The sequence below is a fragment of the Plasticicumulans acidivorans genome (genome assembly GCF_003182095.1).
GTDB lineage: Bacteria > Pseudomonadota > Gammaproteobacteria > Competibacterales > Competibacteraceae > Plasticicumulans > Plasticicumulans acidivorans.
Genome location: NZ_QGTJ01000006.1, coordinates 150,211 through 171,928 on the forward strand (window position 1 = coordinate 150,211; position 21,718 = coordinate 171,928).

Here is a 21,718-nt window from a genome sequence, read left to right on the forward strand (position 1 = left end):
TCCTCGGGGCGCAGTCAGTCGCGCTGGTGCACGCAGCGGCCCATGACGTAGCTGCGCTCGATGACGCGGTCATCGCCGAGCACGATCAGCGCGAACAGTTTTTCGGCGAGGGTGTGCGCATGGGCCGTGCGCCGCGCCAGCAGCGGCGTCGCCGTCGGGTCGAGGACGATGAAGTCGGCCTCGCGGCCCGGTGCGAAACTGCCGATGACGCCGTCGAGATCGAGTGCGCAGGCGCCGCCCAGCGTCGCCAGGTAGAGGCCGCGCAGCGGTGTCAGCGTGTGCCCGGCCAGGCGCGTGACCTTGTAACCGGCCGCCAGCGTGCTCAGCAGCGAGAAGCTGGTGCCACCGCCGATGTCGGTGCCGACGGCGAGGTGGGCGCCGGCGCAGGCCGGCACGTCGAGCAGGCCGCTGCCGAGGAACAGGTTCGAGGTCGGGCAGAAGATCATGCCGGCGCCGGATTCGCACATGCGGGCGCGGTCCTGCGCATCGAGGTGGATGCAGTGCGCGTACAGCGCGCGCCGGCGCAGCAGGCCGAAGCGGTCGTAGACGTCGAGGTAGCTGCGCGCCCAGGGGAACAGCTCGGCGACCCACTCGACCTCGCGCGGGCTTTCGGCGACGTGCGAATGCACGAACAGACTCGGATCGAGTGCGGCCAGGCGCCCGGCGCCGGCCAGCTGCTCATCGCTCGACGTCGGCGCAAAGCGCGGCGTCACCGCGTAGTGAAAGCGCCCCTGGCCGTGCCAGCGCTCGATCAGCGCCAGGCTGTCGGCGTAGCCGCTGGCGGCACTGTCCTGCAGCCACGGCGGGCAGTGGCGATCCATCATCACCTTGCCGGCGATCAGGCGCAGGTCGAAGGGCCGCGCCGCGGCGAACAGCGCATCGACCGAGGCCGGGTGCACCGTCGCCATCACCAGTGCCGTGGTGGTGCCGTTGCGCAGCAGCTCGCGGATGAAGAACTGCGCGACCTCGGCGGCGTGGTCGGCGTCGGCGAAGGCGCGCTCGGCCGGGAAGGTGTAGGTCTGCAGCCAGTCGAGCAGGTCGGCGCCGTAGGAGGCGACGACGTCGGTCTGCGCGTAATGGATGTGGGCATCGACGAAGCCCGGCAGCAGCAGGCGGCCGGGGAAGTGCTCGACCGCCACGTCCTCGCCGAGCTGCGGCAGCAGCCAGGCCGCCGGCCCGGCCTCGACGACATGGCCGTTCTCGACCAGCAGCACGCCGTCGAGGTGGTGGCGCAGATGCGCGGAGTGCTCGTCGTCGCCGGGGTCGCCGGTGAAGTCGAGGAGTTCGGCTCGGTAGGCGCGCAGATCGCTCATCGGTGGGCCTCCTGCCGCCGGGGCGGCACGGCACTATGCGCTACGTGGCGTCCGCACTGGCGCGGCGGACGCCTCGTCCGGCGGGCTCACTTCGGCAGCTTGCCGACGATGCCCTCGACGTAATAGTTCATCTTCAGCAGCTCTTCGTCGGTCAGGGAGGCGCCGGCGCCGATGACCTGGCGGCCGTCCTGATCGAACAGCGGACCGGCGAACGGATGCAGCTTGCCGTCGATGATCTCCTGCTTTTTCTGCGCCACCAGCGCGGCGACGTCGCCCGGCACCACCGGGTTGAGCGGTGCCAGGTCGACCATGCCGTCCTTCAGGCCGCCCCAGACGTTGCTCGACTCCCAGCTGCCGTCGATCACGTCCTGCACGACCTTGCGGTAGAAGCCTTCCCAGTGGTGGGTGGCCGCCGTCAGGTGCGCCTTCGGCCCGTACTTCGACATGTCGGAGTGGTAGCCGATCGCGTACAGACCTTTTTCTTCGGCCGCCTGCACCACCGCGGTGGAGTCGGTGTGGTGGGTGAGGACATCGGCGTTCTGCGCCGCCAGCGTCAGCGCCGCCTCGCGCTCCTTGCCGGGGTCGAACCAGGCATTGACCCACACCACTTTGAGCTGGGCGTCGGGGTTGACGCTGCGCATGCCGCGCACGAAGGCGTTGATGCCCATCACCACTTCCGGAATCGGGAAGGCGGCGATGTAGCCGGCGGTGCCGGTGGTGCTCATCTTCGCGGCGATGATGCCGGCCAGATAGCGCGCCTCGTAGTAGCGCGCGGCGTAGATGCCGACGTTGGCCGCCTGCTTGTAGCCGGTGGCGTGCTCGAACACCGTCTTCGGGAAGGCGCGGGCGACCTTCAGCGTCGGGTTCATGTAGCCGAAGGAGGTGGCGAACACCAGCTGGTGGCCGTTCGCCGCGAAATCGCGGATCACGCGCTCGGCGTCGGCGCCTTCGCTGACGCTCTCGACGTACTTGGTCTGCACCTTGTCGCCGAAGCTCTCCTCGACCGCCTTGCGGCCGAGATCGTGCTGGTAGGTCCAGCCGGCATCACCGATCGGGCTGACGTAGACGAAGCCGATCTTCAGCGGCAGCGTCGGCTTCGGGATCGCCGCCAGGGCGTGCAGCGGTGACAGCGCCGCCAGGCCGGCGGCCGCGGCGGCACCCTTGAGCAGCGTGCGACGGTCGATGTTCATGCGACAGGCTCCTTTCGAGACGGGTACATCAGGAATCCGGATGCCAGACCTGGCCGAGCGAGGCCGGGGCATTGAGGCGGATGGCGTGGCCGCGGCGCGAGATCAGCGTCAGCACGACGATGGTCGCCAGGTAGGGCAGCATGCTCATGAACTGCGACGGCACCGCAAGCCCCAGCGCCTGACCGTGGAACTGCAGGATGGTGACGCCGCCGAACAGGTAGGCGCCGGCGAGCAGCCGCGCCGGCTTCCAGGTGGCGAACACCACCAGCGCCAGCGCGATCCAGCCGCGCCCGGCGCTCAGGCCCTCGACCCACATCGGCGTGTAGTCGGTGGCCAGATAGGCGCCGGCCAGCCCCGAGCAGGCGCCGCCGAACAGGATCGCTGCCCAGCGGATCAGGCGCACCGGGTAGCCGAGCGCATGCGCCGTCGACGGCGATTCGCCGACCGCGCGCAGCACCAGTCCGCCGCGGCTGCGGTACAGAAACCACTGCACCAGAGCGAACAGCCCGAGCGAGCCGACGATGAACGGATCGAGTGGCGGCAGGCCGTCGAGCAGCGTGTAGCCGCTGACGCCGTCGAGCACATGACTGACGTAGTCGCGGCCGATGAAGGCCGACAGACCGACGCCGAACAGCGCCAGCGCCAGCCCGGTGGCCATCTGATTGGCCAGGCAGTGCAGCACCAGCAGCGCGAACAGCGCGCTCGCCGCCATGCCGGCGCCGATGCCGGCCAGCGTGCCGAGCAGCAGTCCGCCGCCGCTGCTGGCGACGGCGAAGGCGCTGACCGCGCCGATCAGCATCATGCCTTCGACGCCGAGGTTGAGTACGCCGGCGCGCTCGGTGACCAGCTCGCCGAGGCCGGCGAAGATCAGCGGCGTGGCCGCGGCCAGCGTGGTGGCGAGGATCGGCAGCCAGTCGTTCATCGCGACCTCCGCAGGCGGTAGTGGACCAGCGTGTCGCAGGCCAGCAGCGCGAACAGCAGCGCGCCCTGGAACAGGCCGGTGATCGAGGCCGGCAGGCCGAGCTCCATCTGCGCCGACTCGCCGCCGAGGTAGAGCAGCGACAGCAGCAGGCTGGCCAGCACCACGCCGAGCGGATGCAGGCGGCCGACGAAGGCGACGATGATCGCGGCAAAGCCGTAGCCGGGCGAGACGCTCGGCAGCAGCTGGCCGAGCGGTCCGGCGACCTCGGCAAAACCCGCCAGACCGGCGCAGCCGCCGCCGACCAGCAGCGCCACCCACACCGTGCGCGCCGGCGAATAACCGGCGTAGCGCGCCGCCGCCGGCGCCTGGCCGGCAATGTTCATCTGAAAGCCCAGATAGGCATGGCGCAGGAACAGCCAGCACAGCACGGCCAGCCCCAGCGCCAGCGGAAACGCCACCGTCAGCCGCGTGCCGGCGAGCAGCGGCGCCAGCAGCGCCGATTCACCGAACTGGATCGACTGCGGAAAATTGAAGCCGGCCGGGTCGCGCCACGGCCCGTTGACCAGCCAGGCCAGCAGCAGCGGCGCGACGTAGGCGAGCATCAGCGTGGTGAGGATTTCATTGGTCTGCCAGCGCGTGCGCAGCAGCGCCGGGATCGCCGCCCACAGCATGCCGCCGAGCACGCCGGCGCCAGCCATCGCCGGCAGCAGCCAGGCCGAGTCGCTGCCGTCGAAGTGGATCGCCAGGCCGCCGGCGGCGATGGCGCCGACGGTGAGCTGGCCTTCGGCACCGATGTTCCAGACGCTGGCGCGAAAACCGAGCGCCAGGCCGAGGCCGCACAGCATCAGCGGCGTGGCCTTGAGCAGCCATTCGCCGATGCCGTAGAGGCCGTCGAGCGGACGCAGGAAGAACACCGCGAAGGCATGCAGCGGCGACTGGCCGAGCTGGGCGAACAGCACCGCGGCGAGCAGCAGCGTCAGCAGCAGCGCGCCGAGCGGTGCCAGCCAGCGGGCGAGCGTCGACGGCGCCGGACGCGCTTCAAGCCGGAACATGAGTCGTCTCCGTGGGGAACAGGCCGGCCATCCAGCGGCCGATCTCGGCGCTGTCGGTGGCGCTGGTGTGGCGCAGCGGCGACAGCCGGCCGCCGGCGAGCACGGCGATGCGGTCGCAGATCGAGAACAACTCGTCGAGATCCTCGGAAATCACCAGCAGCGCCACGCCGCGGTTGCGCAGATCGATCAGGCGCTCGCGGATCAGCGCCGCCGAGCCGACGTCGACGCCCCAGGTCGGCTGGGCGACGATCAGCACCTCGGGGTTCTGCGCGATCTCGCGGCCGACGATGAATTTCTGCAGATTGCCGCCGGAGAGGCTGCGCGCCAGCGCGTGGCTGCCGTGGCATTTGACGCGGAAGCGCTTGATGATCTCGCGGGCGTAGCGGCGCACCGTCGGGCGCAGGATCAGGCCGCGGCGCACCAGGCCGTCGCCGGCGGCGGTCAGCAGCGTGTTGGCGGCGAGGTCGAGCGCCGGTACCGCTCCGCGGCCGAGGCGCTCCTCGGGGACGAAGCCCAGCCCGCGCGCGCGCCGCGCGGCGGCACCGAGGCGGCCGACCGGCGCACCGAGCATCTGCACCATGTCCGCCTGGGCGAGCGTGGCTTCGCCGCTCAGCGCCTGCAGCAGCTCGCTCTGGCCGTTGCCGGAGGCACCGGCGATGCCGACGATCTCGCCGCTGTGCACGCTCAGCTGCAGCGCGTGCAGCGCGGTACCGAAGGGGCCGTCCGCGGGGCGCGACAGGTTGTGCAGGACCAGCTTCGGCTCGCGGCGCACGTTGTTGGCGCTCAGCCGCGTCTGCGGCAGCTCGGCACCGATCATCATCCGCGCCAGGCTGTCAGCGGATTCCCCGGCCGGGCGGCAGTGGCCGCTGACGCGTCCGCCGCGCAGCACCGTGGCGCGGTCGCACAGGGCGCGGATCTCGTCGAGTTTGTGGCTGATGTAGAGCAGGCTGACGCCCTCGGCGGCGAGCCGGCGCAGCGTCGTGAACAGGGTTTCGACCGCCTGCGGCGTCAGCACCGAGGTCGGTTCGTCGAGGATCAGCAGGCGCGGTGACTGCAGCAGGCAGCGCACGATCTCGACGCGCTGGCGCTCGCCGACCGACAGCTCGTGCACCGGCCGCTGCGGTTCGAGCGGCAGGCCGTAGTCCTCGGCGGTGGCGCGGATGCGCTCGGCGAGTGCCGCCGGCGCCGGTGCATCGGGCAGCGCCAGCGCGATGTTCTCGGCCACGCTCAGCGTCTCGAACAGCGCGAAATGCTGGAACACCATGGCGATGCCGAGCCGCCGCGCGGCGGCCGGCGAGGCGATGCGCGTCTCGCGGCCTTCCCACAGCACCGTGCCGGCGTCGGGCTGCACCAGGCCGTAGATGATCTTCATCAGCGTCGACTTGCCGGCGCCGTTCTCGCCGAGCACGGCGTGGATCTCGCCGGGCAGCACGGTCAGGTCGATGTCTTCATTGGCGATGACACCGGGGTAGGTCTTGGTGATGTCACGCAGCGCGAGGCGGGGGGCGGAGTTCATGCGGGCATGCGGCAGCAGCGACTGACACCGCATGGTAACCAAGCCTGCTGCAGGCGCACAGCGGGCCGGCACCGGCTGGTACGCCCGGATGACAGCCCGGGCGCGCACCGGCCGCCGCGCGGTGCAGCGGATGCCGCTGACGGCGCGGCCGCAGCCGCCGGCTGTCAGCTGGCGTTGCCGTTGCCGGCAAGCACTTCGGCCGGTGTCGGCAGCACGGTGTCGTTGGCGCTCAGCGCGCGGTCGGCGAGCTGGTGTTCGAAGTTCTGCAGCGGGATTTCCTCGTCGCCGTCGCTGGCGAACACCGGCGCACTCAGCACGTAGGCGCAGAGCAGGCGCGCGAGGTGGAACAGGCTGGCCTCGTGCGTGCGCTCGTAGCCGTGGGTGGCGTCGGCGCCGAAGGCGATCAGCGCGGTGCGGGTATCGCGCCCGGCCATCACCGCCGACTGCGCATCGCTGTGATAGAAGCGGAACACGTCGCGCACCATGCGCAGGTCGAAGCGTTCGGCGAGCGCCAGCAGGTGGCGGCTGAGGTGGTAGTCGTAGGGCCCGCCGGAATCCTGCATGCCGATGCTGACGGCGTATTCGCTGGTGGCCTGGCCGGCGGCGGCCGGGGCGATGTCGACGCTGACGAACTCGGCGACGTCGAGCTGCAGCGCGGCGGCGGCGCCGGAGCCGGTTTCCTCGGTGATGGTGAACACCGGATGGCAGTCGATCGCCAGTGCCTGGCCGCTGCTGACGATGGCCTGCAGCGCGGCGAGCAGCGCCGCGGCGCCGGCCTTGTTGTCGAGGTGGCGCGAGCAGATGTAGCCGCTCTCGGTGAATTCCGGCATCGGATCGAAGGCGACGAAATCGCCGACGGCGATGCCCAGCGCCTCGGTCTCGGTGCGTGAGCGGGTGTGGGCGTCGATGCGCACCTCGACGTAGTCCCAGCCGATCGGCAGCTCGTCGACGGCATTGTTGAAGGCGTGGCCGGAGGCCTTCAGCGGCAGCACGCAGCCGCGCCAGTGGCCGCGGTCGCCGAGGATGCTGACGCGGCTGCCCTCGGCGAAGCGGGCCGACCAGGTGCCGACCGGCGCCAGTTCGAGGCGGCCGTCGGCGCGGATGTTGCGCACCATCGCGCCGATGGTGTCGAGGTGGGCGCCGATCGCCCGGTCGGGGCTGCTGCGCCGGCCTTTCAGCGTGCCGCGGATGGTGCCGCGGCGGGTCAGCTCGTAGGGCACGCCGATGGTGTCGAGCTGGCCGGCGACGTAGCGCACGATGCCGTCGGTGTAGCCGGTCGGGCAGGGGATCGCGAGCATTTCCAGCAGTACCCGGCGCAGATAGGCCATGTCGGGTACCGGCAGGTTCGGCAGCGGGGGGGCGGCTTGCATCAGGGCAGGGTCTCCGGGTAGGCGGCGCGGCGGCTCAGCGGGAACAGCAGGTCGATGAAGCGCTGCGCGGTCGGTTGCGGCTCGTGATTGGCGAGGCCGGGGCGCTCGTTGGCCTCGATGAACACGTGCTCGGGCCGGTTGGCGGCCGGCACCAGCAGATCGAGGCCGACGACGGGGATTTCGAGCGTCCGCGCCGCGGTGACGGCGGCTTCGGCCAGCACCGGGTGCAGCTGCTCGGTGACGTCTTCGAGCACGCCGCCGGTGTGCAGGTTCGCCGTGCGGCGCACGCGCAGCGTCACACCCGGCGCCAGCACCTCGGCGTAGTCATGGCCCTGCTCGCGTACGTAGCGCTCGGTTTCGGCATCCAGCGGAATGCGGCTTTCGCCGCCGGTCGCCGCCATGCGCCGGCGGCTGCGGCGCTCGATCAGCCGGCGGATATCGTGCACGCCGTCGCCGGTGATTTCGGCCGGGCGGCGGATCGCCGCGGCGACCACGGCATAGCCGATGACGACGATGCGCAGATCGTCGCCGGGGCAGTAGCGCTCCAGCAGCACGCGGCTGTCGAACTGGCGGGCGGCGGCGATCGCCGCTTCGAGCGTCGCGCTGCTGCGCAGGTCGACCGCCACGCCCTGGCCCTGCTCGCCGTCGACCGGCTTGACCACCAGCGCGCCGTGTTCGGCGAGGAAGGCGGCGTTTTCCTGCACCGAGCCGGCGAGCCGGCCGCTCGGCACCGTCAGTCCGGCGCGTTCGAGCGCCCGCCGCGTCAGCGTCTTGTCCTGACACAGCGTCATGCTCACCGCGCTGCATAGATCGCTCAGCGACTCGCGGCAGCGCAGCCGCCGCGCCCCGAGCGTGAGGGTGAACAGGCCGCCGGCGGCATCGTCGACCTCGACGGCGATGCCGCGCCGGCGCGCTTCGGCAATGATGATGCGGGCGTAGGGGTTCATCGCCGCCGCCGGGTCCGGGCCGAGGAACAGCGCCTGGTTGATGCCGTTGCGCCGCTTCAGCGCAAAGCTGCGCAGCGGCCGGAAGCCGAGCTTGCGGTACAGCGCCTTGGCTTCGGCGTTGTCGTGCAGCACCGACAGGTCGAGGTAGGCGCAGCTGCGGCTGGCGTTGTACTCGATGACGTGGCGCAGCAGCGCCTCGCCGACACTGACGCGGCTGGTGCCCGGCGCCACCGCCAGGCACCACAGGCTCGACCCGTGCTCGGCGTCGCCGAAGGCGCGGAAATGGCCGAGCGACATCACCGTGCCGATCACCGTGCCGTCGACGGCATCGGCGGCGACCCAGTACACCGGGCTGCTGTCTTCCTCCGGGCCGCCGAGGCGCTGCGGCTCGACCTGCACCATGCCGCGCGCGGCGTAGATGGCGTTGATCGCCTCCCAGTCGCTCGGCCGCTGCGCGCGGCGGATGCTGAAGCCGCGGAACGCGCGCGGACTCGGCCGGTAGTCGGTGAACCACAGCCGCAGCGTATCGGACGGATCGAGGAACAGCTCCTGCGGTGCCAGCGCCAGTACCACGTGCGGTTCGGCGACGTAGAGCGCGATGTCGCGGGCGCCGGGGCGTTCTTCGAGCAGAGCCCTGGCCAGCGCCTGCGGGTCGGCGAAGGTCGGCGCGATCAGCAGCCGGCCCCAGCCGCATTCGATGGTGACTTCTCCGGCGGGATTGGCCGCGGCGCGGCGGGACTGGCGCAGCACGCGCTGACGCTCGTAGCTGGGCGTCTGGAAGCGTTCCAGGCGCTGGCGGTCGATGCGTTTCATGACGGGGTGCCTTTAGAGGTTCTGGGTCTGCAGCCACAGTTCGAGCAGCGCCAGCTGCCACAGGCGCGAACCGCGCAGCGGGGTGATGTGGCGCTGCGGGTCGGCCAGCAGCGCGGCCACCGCCGCCGGCGCGAACAGGCCGCGCTCGCGCGCCGCCGTCGAATGCAGGGCATCGGCCACCCAGGTCAGCGTTTCGCCCTGCAGGTATTTCAGGCCCGGTACCGGGAAGTAGCCCTTCGGCCGGTCGATGACCTCGGCCGGGATGTAGCGGCGCGCCAGTTCTTTGAGCACGTGCTTGCCGCCGCCCGGCAGCTTGCAGGTGCCCGGCATGCGCGCGGCGAGCTCGACGACCTCGTGATCGAGGAACGGCACGCGCGCCTCCAGGCCCCAGGCCATCGTCATGTTGTCGACGCGCTTGACCGGGTCCTCGACCAGCATCACCTGCGTGTCCAGGCGCAGCGCCCGGGCCAGCCCGTCCTGCACGCCGGGACGGGCGAAATGCTCGCGCACGAACTCGCCGGCGTGGTCAGTGACCGCCCAGGCCGGCGCGACGGTGGCGAGAAAGCCGGCATGGTCGCTGTCGAGGAAGGCCTGGCAGTAGGCCGCCAGCGGGTCTTGTGCCGCGGCGACCAGTGGATACCAGTGATAGCCGGCGAACAGCTCGTCGGCGCCCTGGCCGCTCTGCACCACCTTGCAGTGCCGGGCGACCTCGCGCGAGAGCAGGTGGAAGGCGACGCAGTCGTGGCTGACCATCGGCTCGCTCATCGCCGCGATCGCCGCCGGCAGCGCCGCGAGCAGCTCGGCCGAGTCGATGTGGATGCGCTGGTGGCGGGTGGCGAAGCGCCGGGCGATCAGGTCCGAATAGCGGAATTCGTTGCCGGCTTCGTCGCCGGCGTCCTCGAAACCGATCGAGAAGGTCGCCAGCGATGCCTGGCCGGCAGCCCGCAGCAGCGCCACCAGCAGGCTGGAGTCGACACCGCCGGAGAGCAGCACGCCGACCTCGACGGCGGCGACATTGCGCCGGCGCACCGCGGCCGTGAGGCTGGCATCGAGGCGTTCGATCCAGTCCTCGACGCCGAGTGCACGCTCGTCCTCCCGCGGTTGCCACTGTGGCTGCCACCAGCAGTGCTCGGTGGTCTGGCCGTCGGCGCCGAGGCGCAGCCAGTGGCCGGGCGCGAGCTTGCTGACACCGCGCAGCAGGGTGCGCGGCGCCGGCACCACCGAGTGAAAGCTCAGATAGTGATTGAGCGCGACCGGGTCGAGCCGGCTGTCGACGTCGCCGCCGGCGAGCAGCGCTGGCAGCGTCGAGGCGAAGCGCAGGCGCTGCGCATCGCGTGTCAGGTACAGCGGCTTGATGCCGATGCGGTCGCGGGCGAGGAACAGCTCGCGCGTGTCGCGGTTCCACAGCGCCAGCGCGAACATGCCGTTGAGCCGCGGCAGCAGCGCCTCGCCCCAGGCGTGAAAGCCCTTGAGCAGCACTTCGGTGTCGCCGTCGGAGCTGAAGGTGTAGCCGAGCGCCCGCAGTTCCTCGCGCAGCTCGCGGTAGTTGTAGATGGCGCCGTTGAAGACGATGGCGAGGCCGAGGCCGGCGTCGACCATCGGCTGGGCGGAAGCTGCGGCGAGGTCCATGATGCTCAGTCGCCGGTGGGCGAAGCCGACGCTTCCCTGCAGCCACAGCCCGGCATCGTCCGGGCCGCGCGGTGCGAGCACGGCACTCATGCGCTGCAGGTTCGTTGCATCGACGAGACGGGAATCGAAACGCAGTTCTCCGGCCAGTCCGCACATGGGTCTTTTCGTTCTCCCGGGGTCAGGTGGAGGCGGCTGGGCCGCCGTGCGAAAGCCTGTTCAATCAAACACATATATATTTACAGATCAAATATAAATCATGAATCATGTGGTGTTTTTGAAACTCAACTCAATGTTTTTAAACATAAAAAAGCGGATTCATGAATTTTTCAATTCGAATGAATTCGGAGCTGCGCCATGATCACTGAAGCGGAGCTCTACCTGGCGTTGCGGCGCTTGCAGCAGATCGGTGAGCAGCACGCCAAACGCCTCGGCCGGCGTACCGGCCTGACGCCGCTGCAGTTGCTGGTATTGCGCGCCATTCCGGAACTCGGCGCGGCGACGATCGGCCAGCTCGCAGCGCGGCTGAACCTGTCGCAGGCGACGCTGACGACGGTGCTCGATCGGATGGAGGAGCGCGGCCTGCTGCAGCGCGTGCGCGATCAGGACGACCGGCGCAAGGTGCGCCTGCTGCTCAGCGAGGCGGGGCGCGAGCAGAGCGCTGCCGAGCCGGCACTGCTGCCGGAAGGCTTCATGGCGCGTTTTTCGGCGCTCAGCGAATGGGAGCGCCAGCAGTTATATGCGGCGCTGCTGCGCCTGGGGATGCTGATGGACGAGACGCCGCCTACCGAGACGGCGTCCCGCGGACATGGCTGACAGCGGCGGCTGCCGGCGGCCGGGGCCGCTGGTCCGGCGCACTCAGCAGCGGCGCCGGCGTGGCAGGAGGGCCAGCAGGCTCAGCGGGAGCAGCGCCAGCGTCGCCGGCTCGTCGACGGCGACCAGCGCCGCCGCGGCGAGGCGGGCATGTGTCAGCGTGCTCGGGTGAAAGTCGTCCCAGTAGACGTACTGGTCGGGGTTCGAGCACAGCGTGCCGGCTGTGCTGTCGAGGCAGGCACTGGTGGCGTTGCTGTAGCCGTAGGCGGCCGGGTCGGCGACGATCGACGCGAGCAGCGCGTTGATGTCGAGCAGGTCGATGTCGGTGCCGCTGAGCAGGCTCAGGCCGCCGGCCAGCGTGGTGTTGAACAGCGTTGCCCCGTATTCGATCAGGAATTGCACGCCGGCACTGGCGCTGTTGTAGCGCGGCGTCAGCGTCAGGTCCGGGGTGTTGAGCACCAGGATGTGCTCGGCGCCGGCGCTGATCAGCTGGTTGACGCCGGCCAGCACCGCCGCCGCCGCGGCACTCATGATCGAACTGATGGTCGCCAGCGGGTCGGCCGCCAGCGATGCCGCCTGCAGGGCTCCCTGCAGATCGTTCGAGCCGAAGGCGACGACGTAGAGCGCGTTCGGGTCGGCCACGCCGCTGCTCTGCGCGCTCCAGCGGCCGAGCTGGCCGTCGAGGCTGGAAAACGCATCCAGTGCCGCGCCGGTGGCGGGCGGCAGCACGCTTGAGTTGAGGTTGCCGGTGGTGGTGGCGCCGGCCACGGCGAAATTGCTGCCGCCGAGCAGATCCGGGGTTAACGCGCCGAGGCCGAGTTCACTGGCGAACTGTTCCGACCATACCGGGCCGTTGGAAAAACGGCCGTCGTAGTAGGGCGGGCTTGGCGGATAGACGCCGCCGAAGAAGGCGTACAGGTTGCCGGTGTCCGACAGGCTGTCGCCGAACACATACAGATTCGAGAACGAGCCGGCGTGCGCGCTGCTGCTGATCAGCCAGAAGACGACACTGCATAGAATGGTGAGGGCGCGGTGCATATTTTTCTCCCTGTGCCGGTAGTGAATGGACAAACGATGAGTGCTGTATCCCAGCGCAGCGGGGGTCAGGCGGGACAGTGCAATGTTGCCGTTCGTTCATCGTTTCGAGGTAGCAGGGCGGGTGCCGGGGCGCCGGTATTTTTCATGCTCTTTACGTGGATACGCGGCCTCGTCACGGTGGCTGTGCAGCCGTGGCCGGCGGTTGAACGTTAAGTCCTGCTTCGCGCCGGCGCGGCGATTGTCAGTGGGCGAGCGGCATGGCAGTTTTCCGCTGCTGTACGGGGCAGTTCGCGCAGGAGCGGACGGTTTGAGAGAGACACTGTGAAGGGGGCAGAAGGCGCGATGAACAATCCCGCTGCTCATGGGCGTGCCGAGCGCTTACCGCTGTCGAGCTGGTTGTGGCAGTCGTATCTGCGGGCGGCGGTGGTGCCCCTGCTGGTCATCGAGCTGAGCTTCATCGGCGTTTACTGGGTGTCGAATCAGGTCACCTACCAGCGCAACGTCGAGACGGTCAGCCGGCTCTCGCACGATGAGCTGGATCAGGCCGCGCAGCGCGAGGCGCGCGCGATCGGTGAAAAGCTCAATGCCGTCACCGATCTGACGCGGGTGTTCGTCCGCCAGGCCCGGCACGCGCTGGCGACTCCGGTGACGCCGAGTGCAGCCGAACAGGCGCGCCATGCCTTCGGGCGTGACGGCACGTTTTATTCGATCAGCGATGACGGCGGTGCGGCGAGCTTTTTCAGCGGCATCGTGCCGGTCGGGCCGCAGCAGCTGGAGACGGTGTGGCGCAGCGCGCAGCTCGATCCGCTGATGCAGAGCATCAAGGAAAGCAACCCGCTGGTGACGCAGGTCTATCTGAACACCCGCGAGTCGTACAACCGCATCTATCCCTACTTCGACGTGCTGACGCAGTACCCGGCGAAGATGGACATCCCGAGCTTCAACTTTTACTACGAGGCCGATCTCGCCCATAACCCGCAGCGCAAGGCGGTGTGGACCGACGCCTACGTCGACCCCGCCGGTGCCGGCTGGATGGTGTCATCGATCGCGCCGGTCTACCGCGCCGGCAGTGATTTTCTCGAAGGGGTGGTCGGCATCGACGTCACCATCGACACCATCGTCCATCAGGTGCTGAACCTGCGCCTGCCCTGGGATGGCTACGCGCTGCTGGTCAGCCGCGACGGGACGATCCTCGCGCTGCCGCCGCTCGGCGAGCAGGATTTCGGCCTCAAGGAGCTGACCCGCCACAGCTACGCCGAGGCGATCCGCTCGGATACCTTCAAGCCCGATGACTTCAACATCGGCAAGCGCGCCGATCTCGCGGCACTGGCGCACGCGCTGGCCAGCGATGAGCGGGGCAGTGTGCCGATCACGCTGCATGGCGAGCGGCATCTGGCTTCGTGGTCGCGGATCGACGGCCCCGACTGGCGGCTGGTGGTGGTGGCGCCGGAGAGCAGCATCCTCGCCGAGGCCAACACCCTGCGTGAAAAGCTGACCACGGTCGGCTGGCTGATGGTCGCCGGTCTGTTCGTCTTCTACCTGGGCTTTTTCTTTTATCTGCGCGCCCGCGCCCGGGCGATGAGCGCCCGCGTCGCCGCGCCGCTCGGCGACATCGAACGCCTGATCACGCGCATCGGTGCCGGTGACTACGCGCAGCCGGCGCCCGATTACGAGGTCGCCGAACTGCAGACCGTCGGCACGCAACTGGTGGCGATGGGCACGCGGCTCGGCGAAGCCTATGCCGCGGTGGTCGAGGCCGAGGCGGCGATGCGCAAAGCGCTCGACAGCGAGCGCCGTCTCGGTGACATGCAGCGCCAGTTCATCAACGTCGTCTCGCACGAATTCCGCACGCCGCTGACGATCATCGACGGCGTGGCGCAGACCTTCGAGCGCCGTGCCACGCGGTTGACGCCGGAGAAGATCGTCGAGCGGGCGCAGAGCCTGCGCCGCGCGGTCGGCCGCCTGGTCGATGTCATGGACAGCGCGCTGAATTTCGCCCGCCTGGAGGAAAACCAGATCGAGCGCAGCTTCGCGCCGGTGGCGCTGCGCGAGCTGGTCGACGAAGTCGTCGGCACGCAGGCCAGCGCCTACCCGGAACACGGCTTTACGCTGGAGGACGGCCTCGATGTCACCGTCCACGGCGATCGCGGCCTGCTGCGCGTGGCCCTGTCGGCGGTCTGCGAGAACGCTGCCCGCTACTCGCCGATCGGCTCGACGGTGCGCATCGGCGCCGCCGCGCGGGGCGAGCGGGTGCTGATCTACGTCGAGGACAACGGCGAAGGCATCCCGGCGCAGGAGCTCGAACACGTCTTCGAGCGCTTCTACCGCGGCAGCGCCGGGCTGCGGGCACACGGCACCGGCCTCGGCCTGTACCTCGCCCACCATTTCCTGCAGCTGCTCGGTGGCGGCATCCACATCAGCAGTGAACTCGGGCACGGCACCCGCGTCGAGATCGAGCTGCCGCTGGAACCGGCCGGTCGCAACGCACAGCGGGAGGCCGCATGAGCCAGCGTGAAGTGATCGTCTGTGTCGAAGACGAAGCCGCGATCCGCCTCGATCTGGTCGAGGAGCTGAGCGATGCCGGTTATCAGGTCCATGAAGCCGGCGATGGCGATGAAGCGCTGGCGGTGATCGAGCGGGTGCGTCCGGCGCTGGTGATCTGCGACATCAACATGCCGCACCTCAGCGGCCTGGATGTGCTCGAACGCCTGCGCGGCTGCGAGGACGAGCGCGCCGAGCTGCCGTTCATCTTCCTCACCGCCTACGGCGACCGCGACAACGAGCTGCGCGGCCGCCGCCTCGGTGCCGATGACTATCTGGTCAAGCCGGTCGACTTCGACATCCTGCTGGCCACCGTCGAAGCCCGCCTGCGCAACACCCGGCGCGTGCGTGAGCGCGCCGAGGCTCGCGTCGCCGAACTCGAACAGCGCATCGCCCGCCTGCGTGAAAACGTCGAGGCGCCGCCGGCCGCACCAAGTGCCGAACTCTCGCTGGTGCGCTACATCGAGTCGAGCGTCAACACCGCGCTGGCGGCCGGCGAGTTCACCCTGCACCTGCAGCCGAAGCTGCGGCTCAAGGACAACCGCCTGATCGGCGCCGAGGCTCTGCTGCGCTGGAACAGCGCCGCCCACGGCCCGCTGTCGCCGGCGCTGTTCATCCCGATCCTCGAACGCAGCGGCCTGACGGCGCGGGTCAGCGACTGGGTGCTGCAGGAAACCGCCCGGCTGGTACAGGTGCTGGGCAGCGCCGGCATCGAACTGCCGGTCGCCTTCAATGCCTCGGCGGCCGATCTGCGCGGCGATTTCAGCGAGCGCGTGCGCCAGGCGCTCGAACGCCATGCGCTCGGTCCGCAGCGTGTCGAGGTCGAAGTCACCGAGACCTCGGTGATCGGGGATTGCGGCAGCGCGGCGGCGGCGCTGGCGAGCCTGCGCGCGCTCGGTATCGCGGTGTCGGTCGACGATTTCGGTACCGGCTACTCGACGCTGGCGTACCTGCGCGCCTTTCCGCTCGACGTGCTCAAGATCGACCGCAGTTTCATCACCGGCCTGACCGACAACCCGGTCGACCGCCAGATCGTCGACAGCGTCATCACGCTGGCCCGCGCCCTCGGTCTGCACACCGTTGCCGAAGGCGTGGAAACCGAGCAGCAGCTCGAAGCGCTGCGCGCGCTCGGCTGTGACAGCGTGCAGGGCTACCTGATCGCCCGGCCGCTGCCGATCGAGGCCTTCATCGCCTTCGTGCGCGGGTGGACGCCATGAGCGGGCCGGCGGTGGCGGCCGCGCAGGGTGAACGGCTGCTGGTGGTCGAAGACGAGGCCGAGCTGCTCACCTACCTGATCGAGGAGCTCGAAGACCTCGGCTACCGCGTGCAGGGCGCGAAGGACGGTGTGCAGGCGCTGGCCCTGGCGCAGGCCGAGTGCCCCGATCTGGTGCTCACCGACATCATGATGCCGCGCATGGGCGGTGCCGATCTCTTCTTTGCCTGCCAGCGCACGCCGGCGCTGGCGCAGGTGCCGTTCCTGTTTCTTACGGCCCTGTCCTCGGCGCAGATGCTGCGCGCGCTGCCGCCCGGGGAAACACCGCACATCCTGAAAAAACCGATCGATTACGACGATCTGGCACGCGCCATCCGCTGGCGGCTGGCGCGCGCCGGCTCGCGTTCGCAGGCCTGAGCGCGTCAGCCCGGCGTCGCAGCCACGGTCCGCAGCGGCAGCGTGACGCTGACGGTGGTGCCGAGGCCGATGTCGCTGTCGACTTCGATGTGGCCGCCGTGCAGCTCGACGATCTGGCGGGTGAGCGCCAGACCGATGCCGGTGCCGGCGATGCCGGCCGCCGTGCTGGCGCGGAAGAAGCGGTTGAACAGCCGCGGCAGTTCGTCGCGCGGAATGCCGAGGCCCTGATCGCAGACGCGGATGGTGACGGTGGCGTCGTGGCTGTCGACCTGCGCGCTGATGCGGATCTCACCGCCGTTCGGCGCGTATTTGATGGCGTTGCTCACCAGATTGGCGAACACCTGCTGCAGCAGCGCCGGGTCGGCGTCGATGGTCTGCGGCAGCTGGGCGGTTTCCAGGATGATGTGGTGCAGCGGGCTGAGCTCCTGATGCTGCAGGCAGATCGTGTGCAGCAGCTTGTACAGGCTCATCGGCTGCGGGCGGAAGTCGACGTTGCCGCTTTCGAAGCGGGCGGTATCGAGCGTCGAATCGACCAGATTGAGCATGCGCGTGACCGCCGCGCGGATTTTGCCCAGACGCTCGCGCAGCTCGTCCGGGTGCAGGGTGTCGGCGCGGCGCAGCAGGCGCTGCGCGGCGCTGTCGATGATCGCCAGCGGCGTGCGCAGCTCGTGCGAGGCGAGGTAGACGAACTGGCGCTGCTGCTCGATCAGCTCGTCCTGCTGGCGCTGGGCATCGCGCAGGCGCTGTTCGATCTGCTGTTCCATCGAGGCGTACAGCTCGCGGTAGCGGTGTTCCGAGGCGCGCGCCGCCTCGGAGACGAAGGCCAGCGCCAGCAGGTGCGAGACCGAGCGGGCGAAACCGGCTTCTTCGAGATTCCAGGCATATTCCGCCCGGCAGTAGCGCACGCAGAGCATGCCGAGCATCTGCGGGCCGTTGCTGACGCGCAGCACGATGGTGTGGCCGCAGGGGTTGGGTTCGGCCGGCGCCGCGGCGCTCGCGTGGTGCGGCGTCGAGCAGCTCAGCGACAGCTCGTTGGCGAGGCCGCAGTCGAGCACGCCGCGCGCGCGCAGCGCCTCGAAGAACTCCGCATGCTGCGCAGCCAGCATCTGCGGCAGCGGTGTCGGCGCCGCTTCGGGGACGCTGACCAGGCAGTCCAGGCGCTGATAGTCCGCGCTGGCCTGCCAGATGCTGGCGTGATCGGCCTCCAGACTGGCAAGGACGATCTGTGCGATGCGGCGCAGGGCCTGCAGCGAGTCGGCGCCGAACAGCAGCTCCTCGTGGACGATGCGCCACAGCGCCGCCTGATGCCGGCGCAGGGTCTCGTCGCTGCGGCGCAGGCGGGCATCGGCATCGGCCCGTTCGATCTCGGCGGCGGTGCGCTCGGCGTGGGCTTCGAGCAGCGCGCGTACCAGTTCCGGCTGCTGGAAGGCGTGCCGGGTCATCACCGCGAGGATGCCGAACACGCGACCGTCCCGGCGGTGCAGTGCCGTGGCGCCATAGCCGTCGATACCGAACTGCCGCAGCGCCGCGTGTTCCGGGTAGCTCGCCTGGGCGCCGCTCGCCAGCAGCAGCGTGCCCTGGGTGATGGCATCGGCGCACGGCGAATCACTGATCGGATAGCTGTCCGGCAGCCCGTCGGCACCGGGCGCGACGTGCGCGGCGATGATGTCGATGTGGCTGTGATCGGTGCTCAGCCGACCGACCAGCGCGTACTCGGCATCGAGCGCCCGTGCCAGCCGCTCGACCAGCGCCTCGAAATAAGCGTTGCCGATCGCTTCACTCGCCTCACTGGGCTGTCGTATCTGGGGGCTCATGCGCTGCGCGGTACCGGGTGGATGGACGAGGGGTTGCTCGGCTGCGGATAAGTCTAGGCGTCACGACGGGCTGCGGGATGGCAACTTGCCATCAGCCGCGCACGAGATTTGTCAAAAACGGTGCCATTGTCCGCAGGTCGGCGGTGCCGGCTCAGCGACCGAAGGCGCGCAGGGCCTGGCAGTCATGGACGACGATGCGCTTGCCTTCGATGGTGACGATGCCGGCGTCGGCGAGGTTGCGCAGGATGCGCGAGAAGGTCTCCGGCTTGATCGAGACCCGCGAGGCGATGATGTTCTTCGGCGTCGTCAGATCGATCGTGCCCTGATTGCCGCCGTTTTCCTCAAGCGTGTCGCACAGGTAGTGGACGACGCGGAAGGTCGCGTTCTGCAGCGTCAGGTGATCGATCTCGTTGATGCGGGCGTGCAGGCGCATGCTCATCTCGCCGAGCATCGTCAGGCACAGCCGCGGCGAGTCGCTGAGCAGCGCGTAGAAGCCGCGACCGTCGAAGGAGACCACCTGCGATGCCGCCAGCGCCGCGGCGCTGACCGGGTAGTCGTGGCGCTGCATGAACATCACCGCCTCGGCGAAGGTCTGCCCGGGACCGATCAGCTCGACGACTTTCTCATTGCCGTCGGCGGAGACGCGGTAGAGCTTGATGCGGCCGCTGGCGACCAGAAAAAAGCGCTCGGCGTTCTGCCCGGCGTCGAACAGGCGCTGGCCCTCGTCGAGCTGCAGCACGCGCAGGCCGCCGCGCACCTGCGCCAGCTGTGCGTCGTCGAGGCTGGAAAACAGATGCGTCTGGCGCAGCAGGTGGTCGAGGTCTGCGGGATTCAGGGACGGCTGATTCATTGCGGCGGGTCCGTGGCTCGGGTGCAGTGGCTGATTATTACCACCGGGCCGCGGGCCGCGGGGTGGCGGCCGCGTCTTGATGCAGGTTAAGGAGCCCGCCGCCGCCAGCACCGAGCATCGCCACCTGCCTGTGAACCTGCCCGTGGAGATGCCGGCGATGCCGAACCTCAGCGAATACCTGATACATGAACACCGTCACTGCGATGCTGCTTTCGCCATTGCCGAGAGCGCCGTTGCGCAGGGCGACTGGCCGGCCGTGCGCCCGCCGCTGGCCCGCTACAGCAGCGAGGTGCTGACCCACTTCGCCCGCGAGGAGGCGGTGCTGTTCCCGGCGTTCGAGAGCGCCAGCGGTATCAGTCAGGGGCCGACGGCGGTCATGCGCGACGAGCACGACCAGGTGCGTGAGCTGCTTGAGGCGCTGGAGGCCGCCACCGAGCGCGAGGACGGCGACGCCTGGCTCGGTTACGCCGACACGCTGATGATCCTGCTGCAGCAGCACAACATGAAAGAAGAACAGGTGCTCTACCCGATGGCCGAGCGTCTGCTGGCGGCGGAGCTCGAACCGCTGTGCGAGCGCCTGCGCGCGCTCAAGCTGAGCTGAGCACGATGTCGACGCCGCGCGCGCGTGAATGCCGGCTCGACGTCAGCGAGCTGGAGGCGCCGGAGCCGCTGTTCATCGCGCTCGATGCGCTCGATGCGCTGCAGGCCGGCGAATACCTGCACCTGATCCATCGCCGCGAACCGTATCCGCTGTATGCCCATCTGCTGGAGCGGCAGTGTGCCTGGCGCATCCTGCGCAACGGCGCCGGCGTCTACGAGGCGCTGCTCTGGCATCTCAGCGATCCGCTCGCCAGTGCCGCCTGCGCCGCCAGCCACGACAATCCGCTGTCAGGGTCATGCTGATGAACGCCGCGGCACTCGATCTCGGCGCCTCGCCACCGCTGCGCCTGCCGCTGCTTTTTCTGCTCAGCGTGCCGCTGTTCGGCGTGCTGGCCGCGCTCCTGCTGCTCGCGGGCGGGTCGGCGCTGGTGGTCAGCCGCTGGCAGCCGCTGACGCTGGCCTGGGTGCACCTGCTGGCGCTCGGCGTGCTGATGACCGGCATGCTCGGTTCGCTGCTGCAGATGCTGCCGGTCCTGTTCGGCGCGCGCGTGCGCCGCGTCGGCCTGTGGGCGCCGCTGATCCACGCCGCGCTGGTTGGCGGCACGCTGCTGCTGGTGACGGGTTTTGCGCTCACGCAGCCGTCCCTGCTGCAGGCCGGCGCCCTGGCGTTGGCGGTGGCGCTGGCGTTGTTCGTGGCCGCGGCGGCACCGGGTTTTCTGCGTGCACCGCGCAGCGGGGAGACGGCGCAGGCGATGGTGCTGGCGGCGCTGGCTTTGCTGCTCACGCTCGGCCTCGGCTTTGCGCTGGCCGGCGGGCATGCCGGCTGGTGGCCGCTGTATCGCTCGCTGACCGATCTGCATGCCGGCTGGGCCGCGCTCGGCTGGGTCGGCCTGCTGGTGATCGCCGTCGCCTATCAGGTGGTGCCGATGTTTTCGGTCTGCGCGCCGTATCCGCTCTGGCAGCGCCGTGCGCTGGCGCCGACGCTGTTCGGCGTGCTCACGGTCGCCAGCCTCGGGGCCTGGTGGCCGCTGCCGTATGCCGTGCGTCTGCTGCTTGCTGCGCTGGCGGCCTTGGCGGTCATCGCCTTCGCCGCCAGCACGCTGTGGCTGCAGCACACGCGCCGGCGCAAGCTGCCCGATGTCTGGCTCGATTACTGGAAGCTGGCGCTTGCCGCCGCCGCGCTGGCGGCCGCCGGCGGGCTGCTCGGCTATCTGTGGCCGGCGCTGTGGGCCGATCCGCGCTACGAGCTGCTGCTCGGTGTGCTGTGGCTGGCGGTGTTCGCGCCGACGCTGATGGCCGGCATGCTGCAGCGCATCGTTGCGTTCCTGATCTGGCTCGATCTGTCGGCCCGCGTGCGCGCCGTCGCCCGCGGCCGCCAGCCGCCGAACCTGCGCGAGCTGGTGCCGGCCGCCCGCATGCGCGGCCACTGGCGGCTGCACGCGCTGGCCTGTCTGCTGCTCTGTCTCGCGGTGCTGTGGCCGGCACTGACACGAATCGCCGGACTGCTCTGGGCGTTCGCCTGGATCGGGCTGGGGCTCAACCTGCTGGCGGCGCTGCGTACCTGGCGGAGGTGGCGGCGCGAGCTGGATGCGATGCCGTCGCCGTCGGCTGGCACGTCGCGTGCTTGAAGCGAGTGGCGGCCGCCCGGCACACCGGGCGGTCAGCGGCTTGCTGGGGCGATTT

18 protein-coding genes are annotated in these 21,718 nt (G+C 69.7%); 7 read left to right on the forward strand and 11 right to left on the reverse strand.

Features of this window, described 5'->3' with window-relative positions:
- Positions 1 to 14: 14 nt before the first annotated feature.
- The 8 genes from guaD to C7443_RS11755 form a co-directional block, all read right to left on the reverse strand.
- Positions 15 to 1,313, reverse strand: coding sequence for a guanine deaminase (gene guaD, locus C7443_RS11720; protein ID WP_110018803.1), 1,299 nt, complete (start codon positions 1,311 to 1,313; stop codon positions 15 to 17).
- 86 nt (positions 1,314 to 1,399) lie between these two features.
- Positions 1,400 to 2,503, reverse strand: coding sequence for a BMP family ABC transporter substrate-binding protein (locus C7443_RS11725; protein WP_110018804.1), 1,104 nt, complete (start codon positions 2,501 to 2,503; stop codon positions 1,400 to 1,402).
- 28 nt (positions 2,504 to 2,531) lie between these two features.
- Positions 2,532 to 3,425 (reverse strand): ABC transporter permease, encoded by an 894-nt coding sequence (locus tag C7443_RS11730; protein ID WP_110018805.1) that lies wholly within the window; start codon positions 3,423 to 3,425, stop codon positions 2,532 to 2,534.
- Positions 3,422 to 4,477: an ABC transporter permease gene (locus tag C7443_RS11735; protein ID WP_110018806.1), complete on the reverse strand. Its 1,056-nt coding sequence runs from the start codon at positions 4,475 to 4,477 to the stop codon at positions 3,422 to 3,424. The genes C7443_RS11730 and C7443_RS11735 overlap by 4 nt, the downstream gene beginning before the upstream one ends.
- Positions 4,464 to 5,993 carry an ABC transporter ATP-binding protein gene (locus C7443_RS11740; RefSeq protein WP_246004635.1) on the reverse strand — a complete coding sequence of 510 codons (1,530 nt, stop codon included), beginning with the start codon at positions 5,991 to 5,993 and terminating at the stop codon, positions 4,464 to 4,466. The genes C7443_RS11735 and C7443_RS11740 overlap by 14 nt, the downstream gene beginning before the upstream one ends.
- Positions 5,994 to 6,157: 164 nt before the next feature.
- A complete protein-coding gene (locus tag C7443_RS11745; RefSeq protein WP_110018808.1) occupies positions 6,158 to 7,363 on the reverse strand; it encodes an osmoprotectant NAGGN system M42 family peptidase in 1,206 nt (401 codons plus the stop codon).
- On the reverse strand, positions 7,363 to 9,123 hold the full coding sequence (gene ngg / locus C7443_RS11750) for an N-acetylglutaminylglutamine synthetase (protein ID WP_110018809.1): 1,761 nt from the start codon (positions 9,121 to 9,123) through the stop codon (positions 7,363 to 7,365). Before ngg ends, C7443_RS11745 begins: the two co-directional genes overlap by 1 nt.
- A 12-nt stretch (positions 9,124 to 9,135) precedes the next feature.
- Positions 9,136 to 10,908 carry an N-acetylglutaminylglutamine amidotransferase gene (locus C7443_RS11755; RefSeq protein ID WP_110018810.1) on the reverse strand — a complete coding sequence of 591 codons (1,773 nt, stop codon included), beginning with the start codon at positions 10,906 to 10,908 and terminating at the stop codon, positions 9,136 to 9,138.
- Between the two features lie 198 nt (positions 10,909 to 11,106).
- On the opposite strand from C7443_RS11755, the gene C7443_RS11760 reads away from it, so the two are divergent.
- On the forward strand, positions 11,107 to 11,565 hold the full coding sequence (locus C7443_RS11760) for a MarR family winged helix-turn-helix transcriptional regulator (protein WP_110018811.1): 459 nt from the start codon (positions 11,107 to 11,109) through the stop codon (positions 11,563 to 11,565).
- 42 nt (positions 11,566 to 11,607) lie between these two features.
- On the opposite strand, the gene C7443_RS11765 is transcribed toward C7443_RS11760, so the two are convergent.
- Entirely contained in the window at positions 11,608 to 12,600 is a 993-nt protein-coding gene (locus C7443_RS11765) for an SGNH/GDSL hydrolase family protein (RefSeq protein ID WP_110018812.1), read from the reverse strand.
- A 342-nt stretch (positions 12,601 to 12,942) separates the two neighbouring features.
- Here C7443_RS11765 and C7443_RS11770 point away from each other — a divergent pair, with 342 nt between their 5' ends.
- The 3 genes from C7443_RS11770 to C7443_RS11780 are packed head-to-tail and all read left to right on the forward strand — an operon-like array spanning position 12,943 to position 16,771.
- Entirely contained in the window at positions 12,943 to 15,105 is a 2,163-nt protein-coding gene (locus C7443_RS11770) for a sensor histidine kinase (RefSeq protein WP_110018813.1), read from the forward strand.
- Positions 15,102 to 16,358, forward strand: a complete 1,257-nt coding sequence (locus tag C7443_RS11775) for a two-component system response regulator (RefSeq protein ID WP_110018814.1) — start codon at positions 15,102 to 15,104, stop codon at positions 16,356 to 16,358. Before C7443_RS11770 ends, C7443_RS11775 begins: the two co-directional genes overlap by 4 nt.
- A complete protein-coding gene (locus tag C7443_RS11780; RefSeq protein ID WP_110018815.1) occupies positions 16,355 to 16,771 on the forward strand; it encodes a response regulator in 417 nt (138 codons plus the stop codon). Before C7443_RS11775 ends, C7443_RS11780 begins: the two co-directional genes overlap by 4 nt.
- A gap of 5 nt (positions 16,772 to 16,776) precedes the next feature.
- Here the strand turns inward: C7443_RS11780 and C7443_RS11785 are convergent, their stop codons facing one another.
- Positions 16,777 to 18,585, reverse strand: a complete 1,809-nt coding sequence (locus tag C7443_RS11785) for a sensor histidine kinase (protein WP_110018816.1) — start codon at positions 18,583 to 18,585, stop codon at positions 16,777 to 16,779.
- Between the two features lie 151 nt (positions 18,586 to 18,736).
- Positions 18,737 to 19,435, reverse strand: a complete 699-nt coding sequence (locus C7443_RS11790) for a Crp/Fnr family transcriptional regulator (RefSeq protein ID WP_110018817.1) — start codon at positions 19,433 to 19,435, stop codon at positions 18,737 to 18,739.
- 157 nt (positions 19,436 to 19,592) lie between these two features.
- Here C7443_RS11790 and C7443_RS11795 point away from each other — a divergent pair, with 157 nt between their 5' ends.
- The 3 genes from C7443_RS11795 to C7443_RS11805 are packed head-to-tail and all read left to right on the forward strand — an operon-like array spanning position 19,593 to position 21,663.
- Entirely contained in the window at positions 19,593 to 20,036 is a 444-nt protein-coding gene (locus C7443_RS11795) for a hemerythrin domain-containing protein (RefSeq protein WP_110018818.1), read from the forward strand.
- 5 nt (positions 20,037 to 20,041) lie between these two features.
- The gene (locus C7443_RS11800; protein WP_110018819.1) at positions 20,042 to 20,338 is read left to right on the forward strand and encodes a DUF2249 domain-containing protein; all 297 of its coding nucleotides are present in this window, start codon (positions 20,042 to 20,044) and stop codon (positions 20,336 to 20,338) included.
- Positions 20,332 to 21,663, forward strand: a complete 1,332-nt coding sequence (locus C7443_RS11805; RefSeq protein WP_110018820.1) for a hypothetical protein — start codon at positions 20,332 to 20,334, stop codon at positions 21,661 to 21,663. Before C7443_RS11800 ends, C7443_RS11805 begins: the two co-directional genes overlap by 7 nt.
- The last annotated feature ends 55 nt before the right edge of the window (positions 21,664 to 21,718 follow it).

What these genes read in the sequence shown, in the direction of transcription:
- C7443_RS11805 (WP_110018820.1), top strand. Translation starts at nt 20,332, where the DNA reads ATGCTGATGAACGCCGCGGCACTCGATCTCGGCGCCTCGCCACCGCTG.
- guaD (WP_110018803.1), bottom strand. Translation starts at nt 1,313, where the DNA reads ATGAGCGATCTGCGCGCCTACCGAGCCGAACTCCTCGACTTCACCGGC.
- C7443_RS11745 (WP_110018808.1), bottom strand. Translation starts at nt 7,363, where the DNA reads ATGCAAGCCGCCCCCCCGCTGCCGAACCTGCCGGTACCCGACATGGCC.
- C7443_RS11780 (WP_110018815.1), top strand. Translation starts at nt 16,355, where the DNA reads ATGAGCGGGCCGGCGGTGGCGGCCGCGCAGGGTGAACGGCTGCTGGTG.
- C7443_RS11735 (WP_110018806.1), bottom strand. Translation starts at nt 4,477, where the DNA reads ATGTTCCGGCTTGAAGCGCGTCCGGCGCCGTCGACGCTCGCCCGCTGG.
- C7443_RS11775 (WP_110018814.1), top strand. Translation starts at nt 15,102, where the DNA reads ATGAGCCAGCGTGAAGTGATCGTCTGTGTCGAAGACGAAGCCGCGATC.
- C7443_RS11725 (WP_110018804.1), bottom strand. Translation starts at nt 2,503, where the DNA reads ATGAACATCGACCGTCGCACGCTGCTCAAGGGTGCCGCCGCGGCCGCC.
- C7443_RS11755 (WP_110018810.1), bottom strand. Translation starts at nt 10,908, where the DNA reads ATGTGCGGACTGGCCGGAGAACTGCGTTTCGATTCCCGTCTCGTCGAT.
- C7443_RS11800 (WP_110018819.1), top strand. Translation starts at nt 20,042, where the DNA reads ATGTCGACGCCGCGCGCGCGTGAATGCCGGCTCGACGTCAGCGAGCTG.
- C7443_RS11765 (WP_110018812.1), bottom strand. Translation starts at nt 12,600, where the DNA reads ATGCACCGCGCCCTCACCATTCTATGCAGTGTCGTCTTCTGGCTGATC.
- C7443_RS11790 (WP_110018817.1), bottom strand. Translation starts at nt 19,435, where the DNA reads ATGAATCAGCCGTCCCTGAATCCCGCAGACCTCGACCACCTGCTGCGC.
- C7443_RS11730 (WP_110018805.1), bottom strand. Translation starts at nt 3,425, where the DNA reads ATGAACGACTGGCTGCCGATCCTCGCCACCACGCTGGCCGCGGCCACG.
- ngg (WP_110018809.1), bottom strand. Translation starts at nt 9,123, where the DNA reads ATGAAACGCATCGACCGCCAGCGCCTGGAACGCTTCCAGACGCCCAGC.
- C7443_RS11760 (WP_110018811.1), top strand. Translation starts at nt 11,107, where the DNA reads ATGATCACTGAAGCGGAGCTCTACCTGGCGTTGCGGCGCTTGCAGCAG.
- C7443_RS11785 (WP_110018816.1), bottom strand. Translation starts at nt 18,585, where the DNA reads ATGAGCCCCCAGATACGACAGCCCAGTGAGGCGAGTGAAGCGATCGGC.
- C7443_RS11740 (WP_246004635.1), bottom strand. Translation starts at nt 5,993, where the DNA reads ATGAACTCCGCCCCCCGCCTCGCGCTGCGTGACATCACCAAGACCTAC.
- C7443_RS11795 (WP_110018818.1), top strand. Translation starts at nt 19,593, where the DNA reads ATGCCGAACCTCAGCGAATACCTGATACATGAACACCGTCACTGCGAT.
- C7443_RS11770 (WP_110018813.1), top strand. Translation starts at nt 12,943, where the DNA reads ATGAACAATCCCGCTGCTCATGGGCGTGCCGAGCGCTTACCGCTGTCG.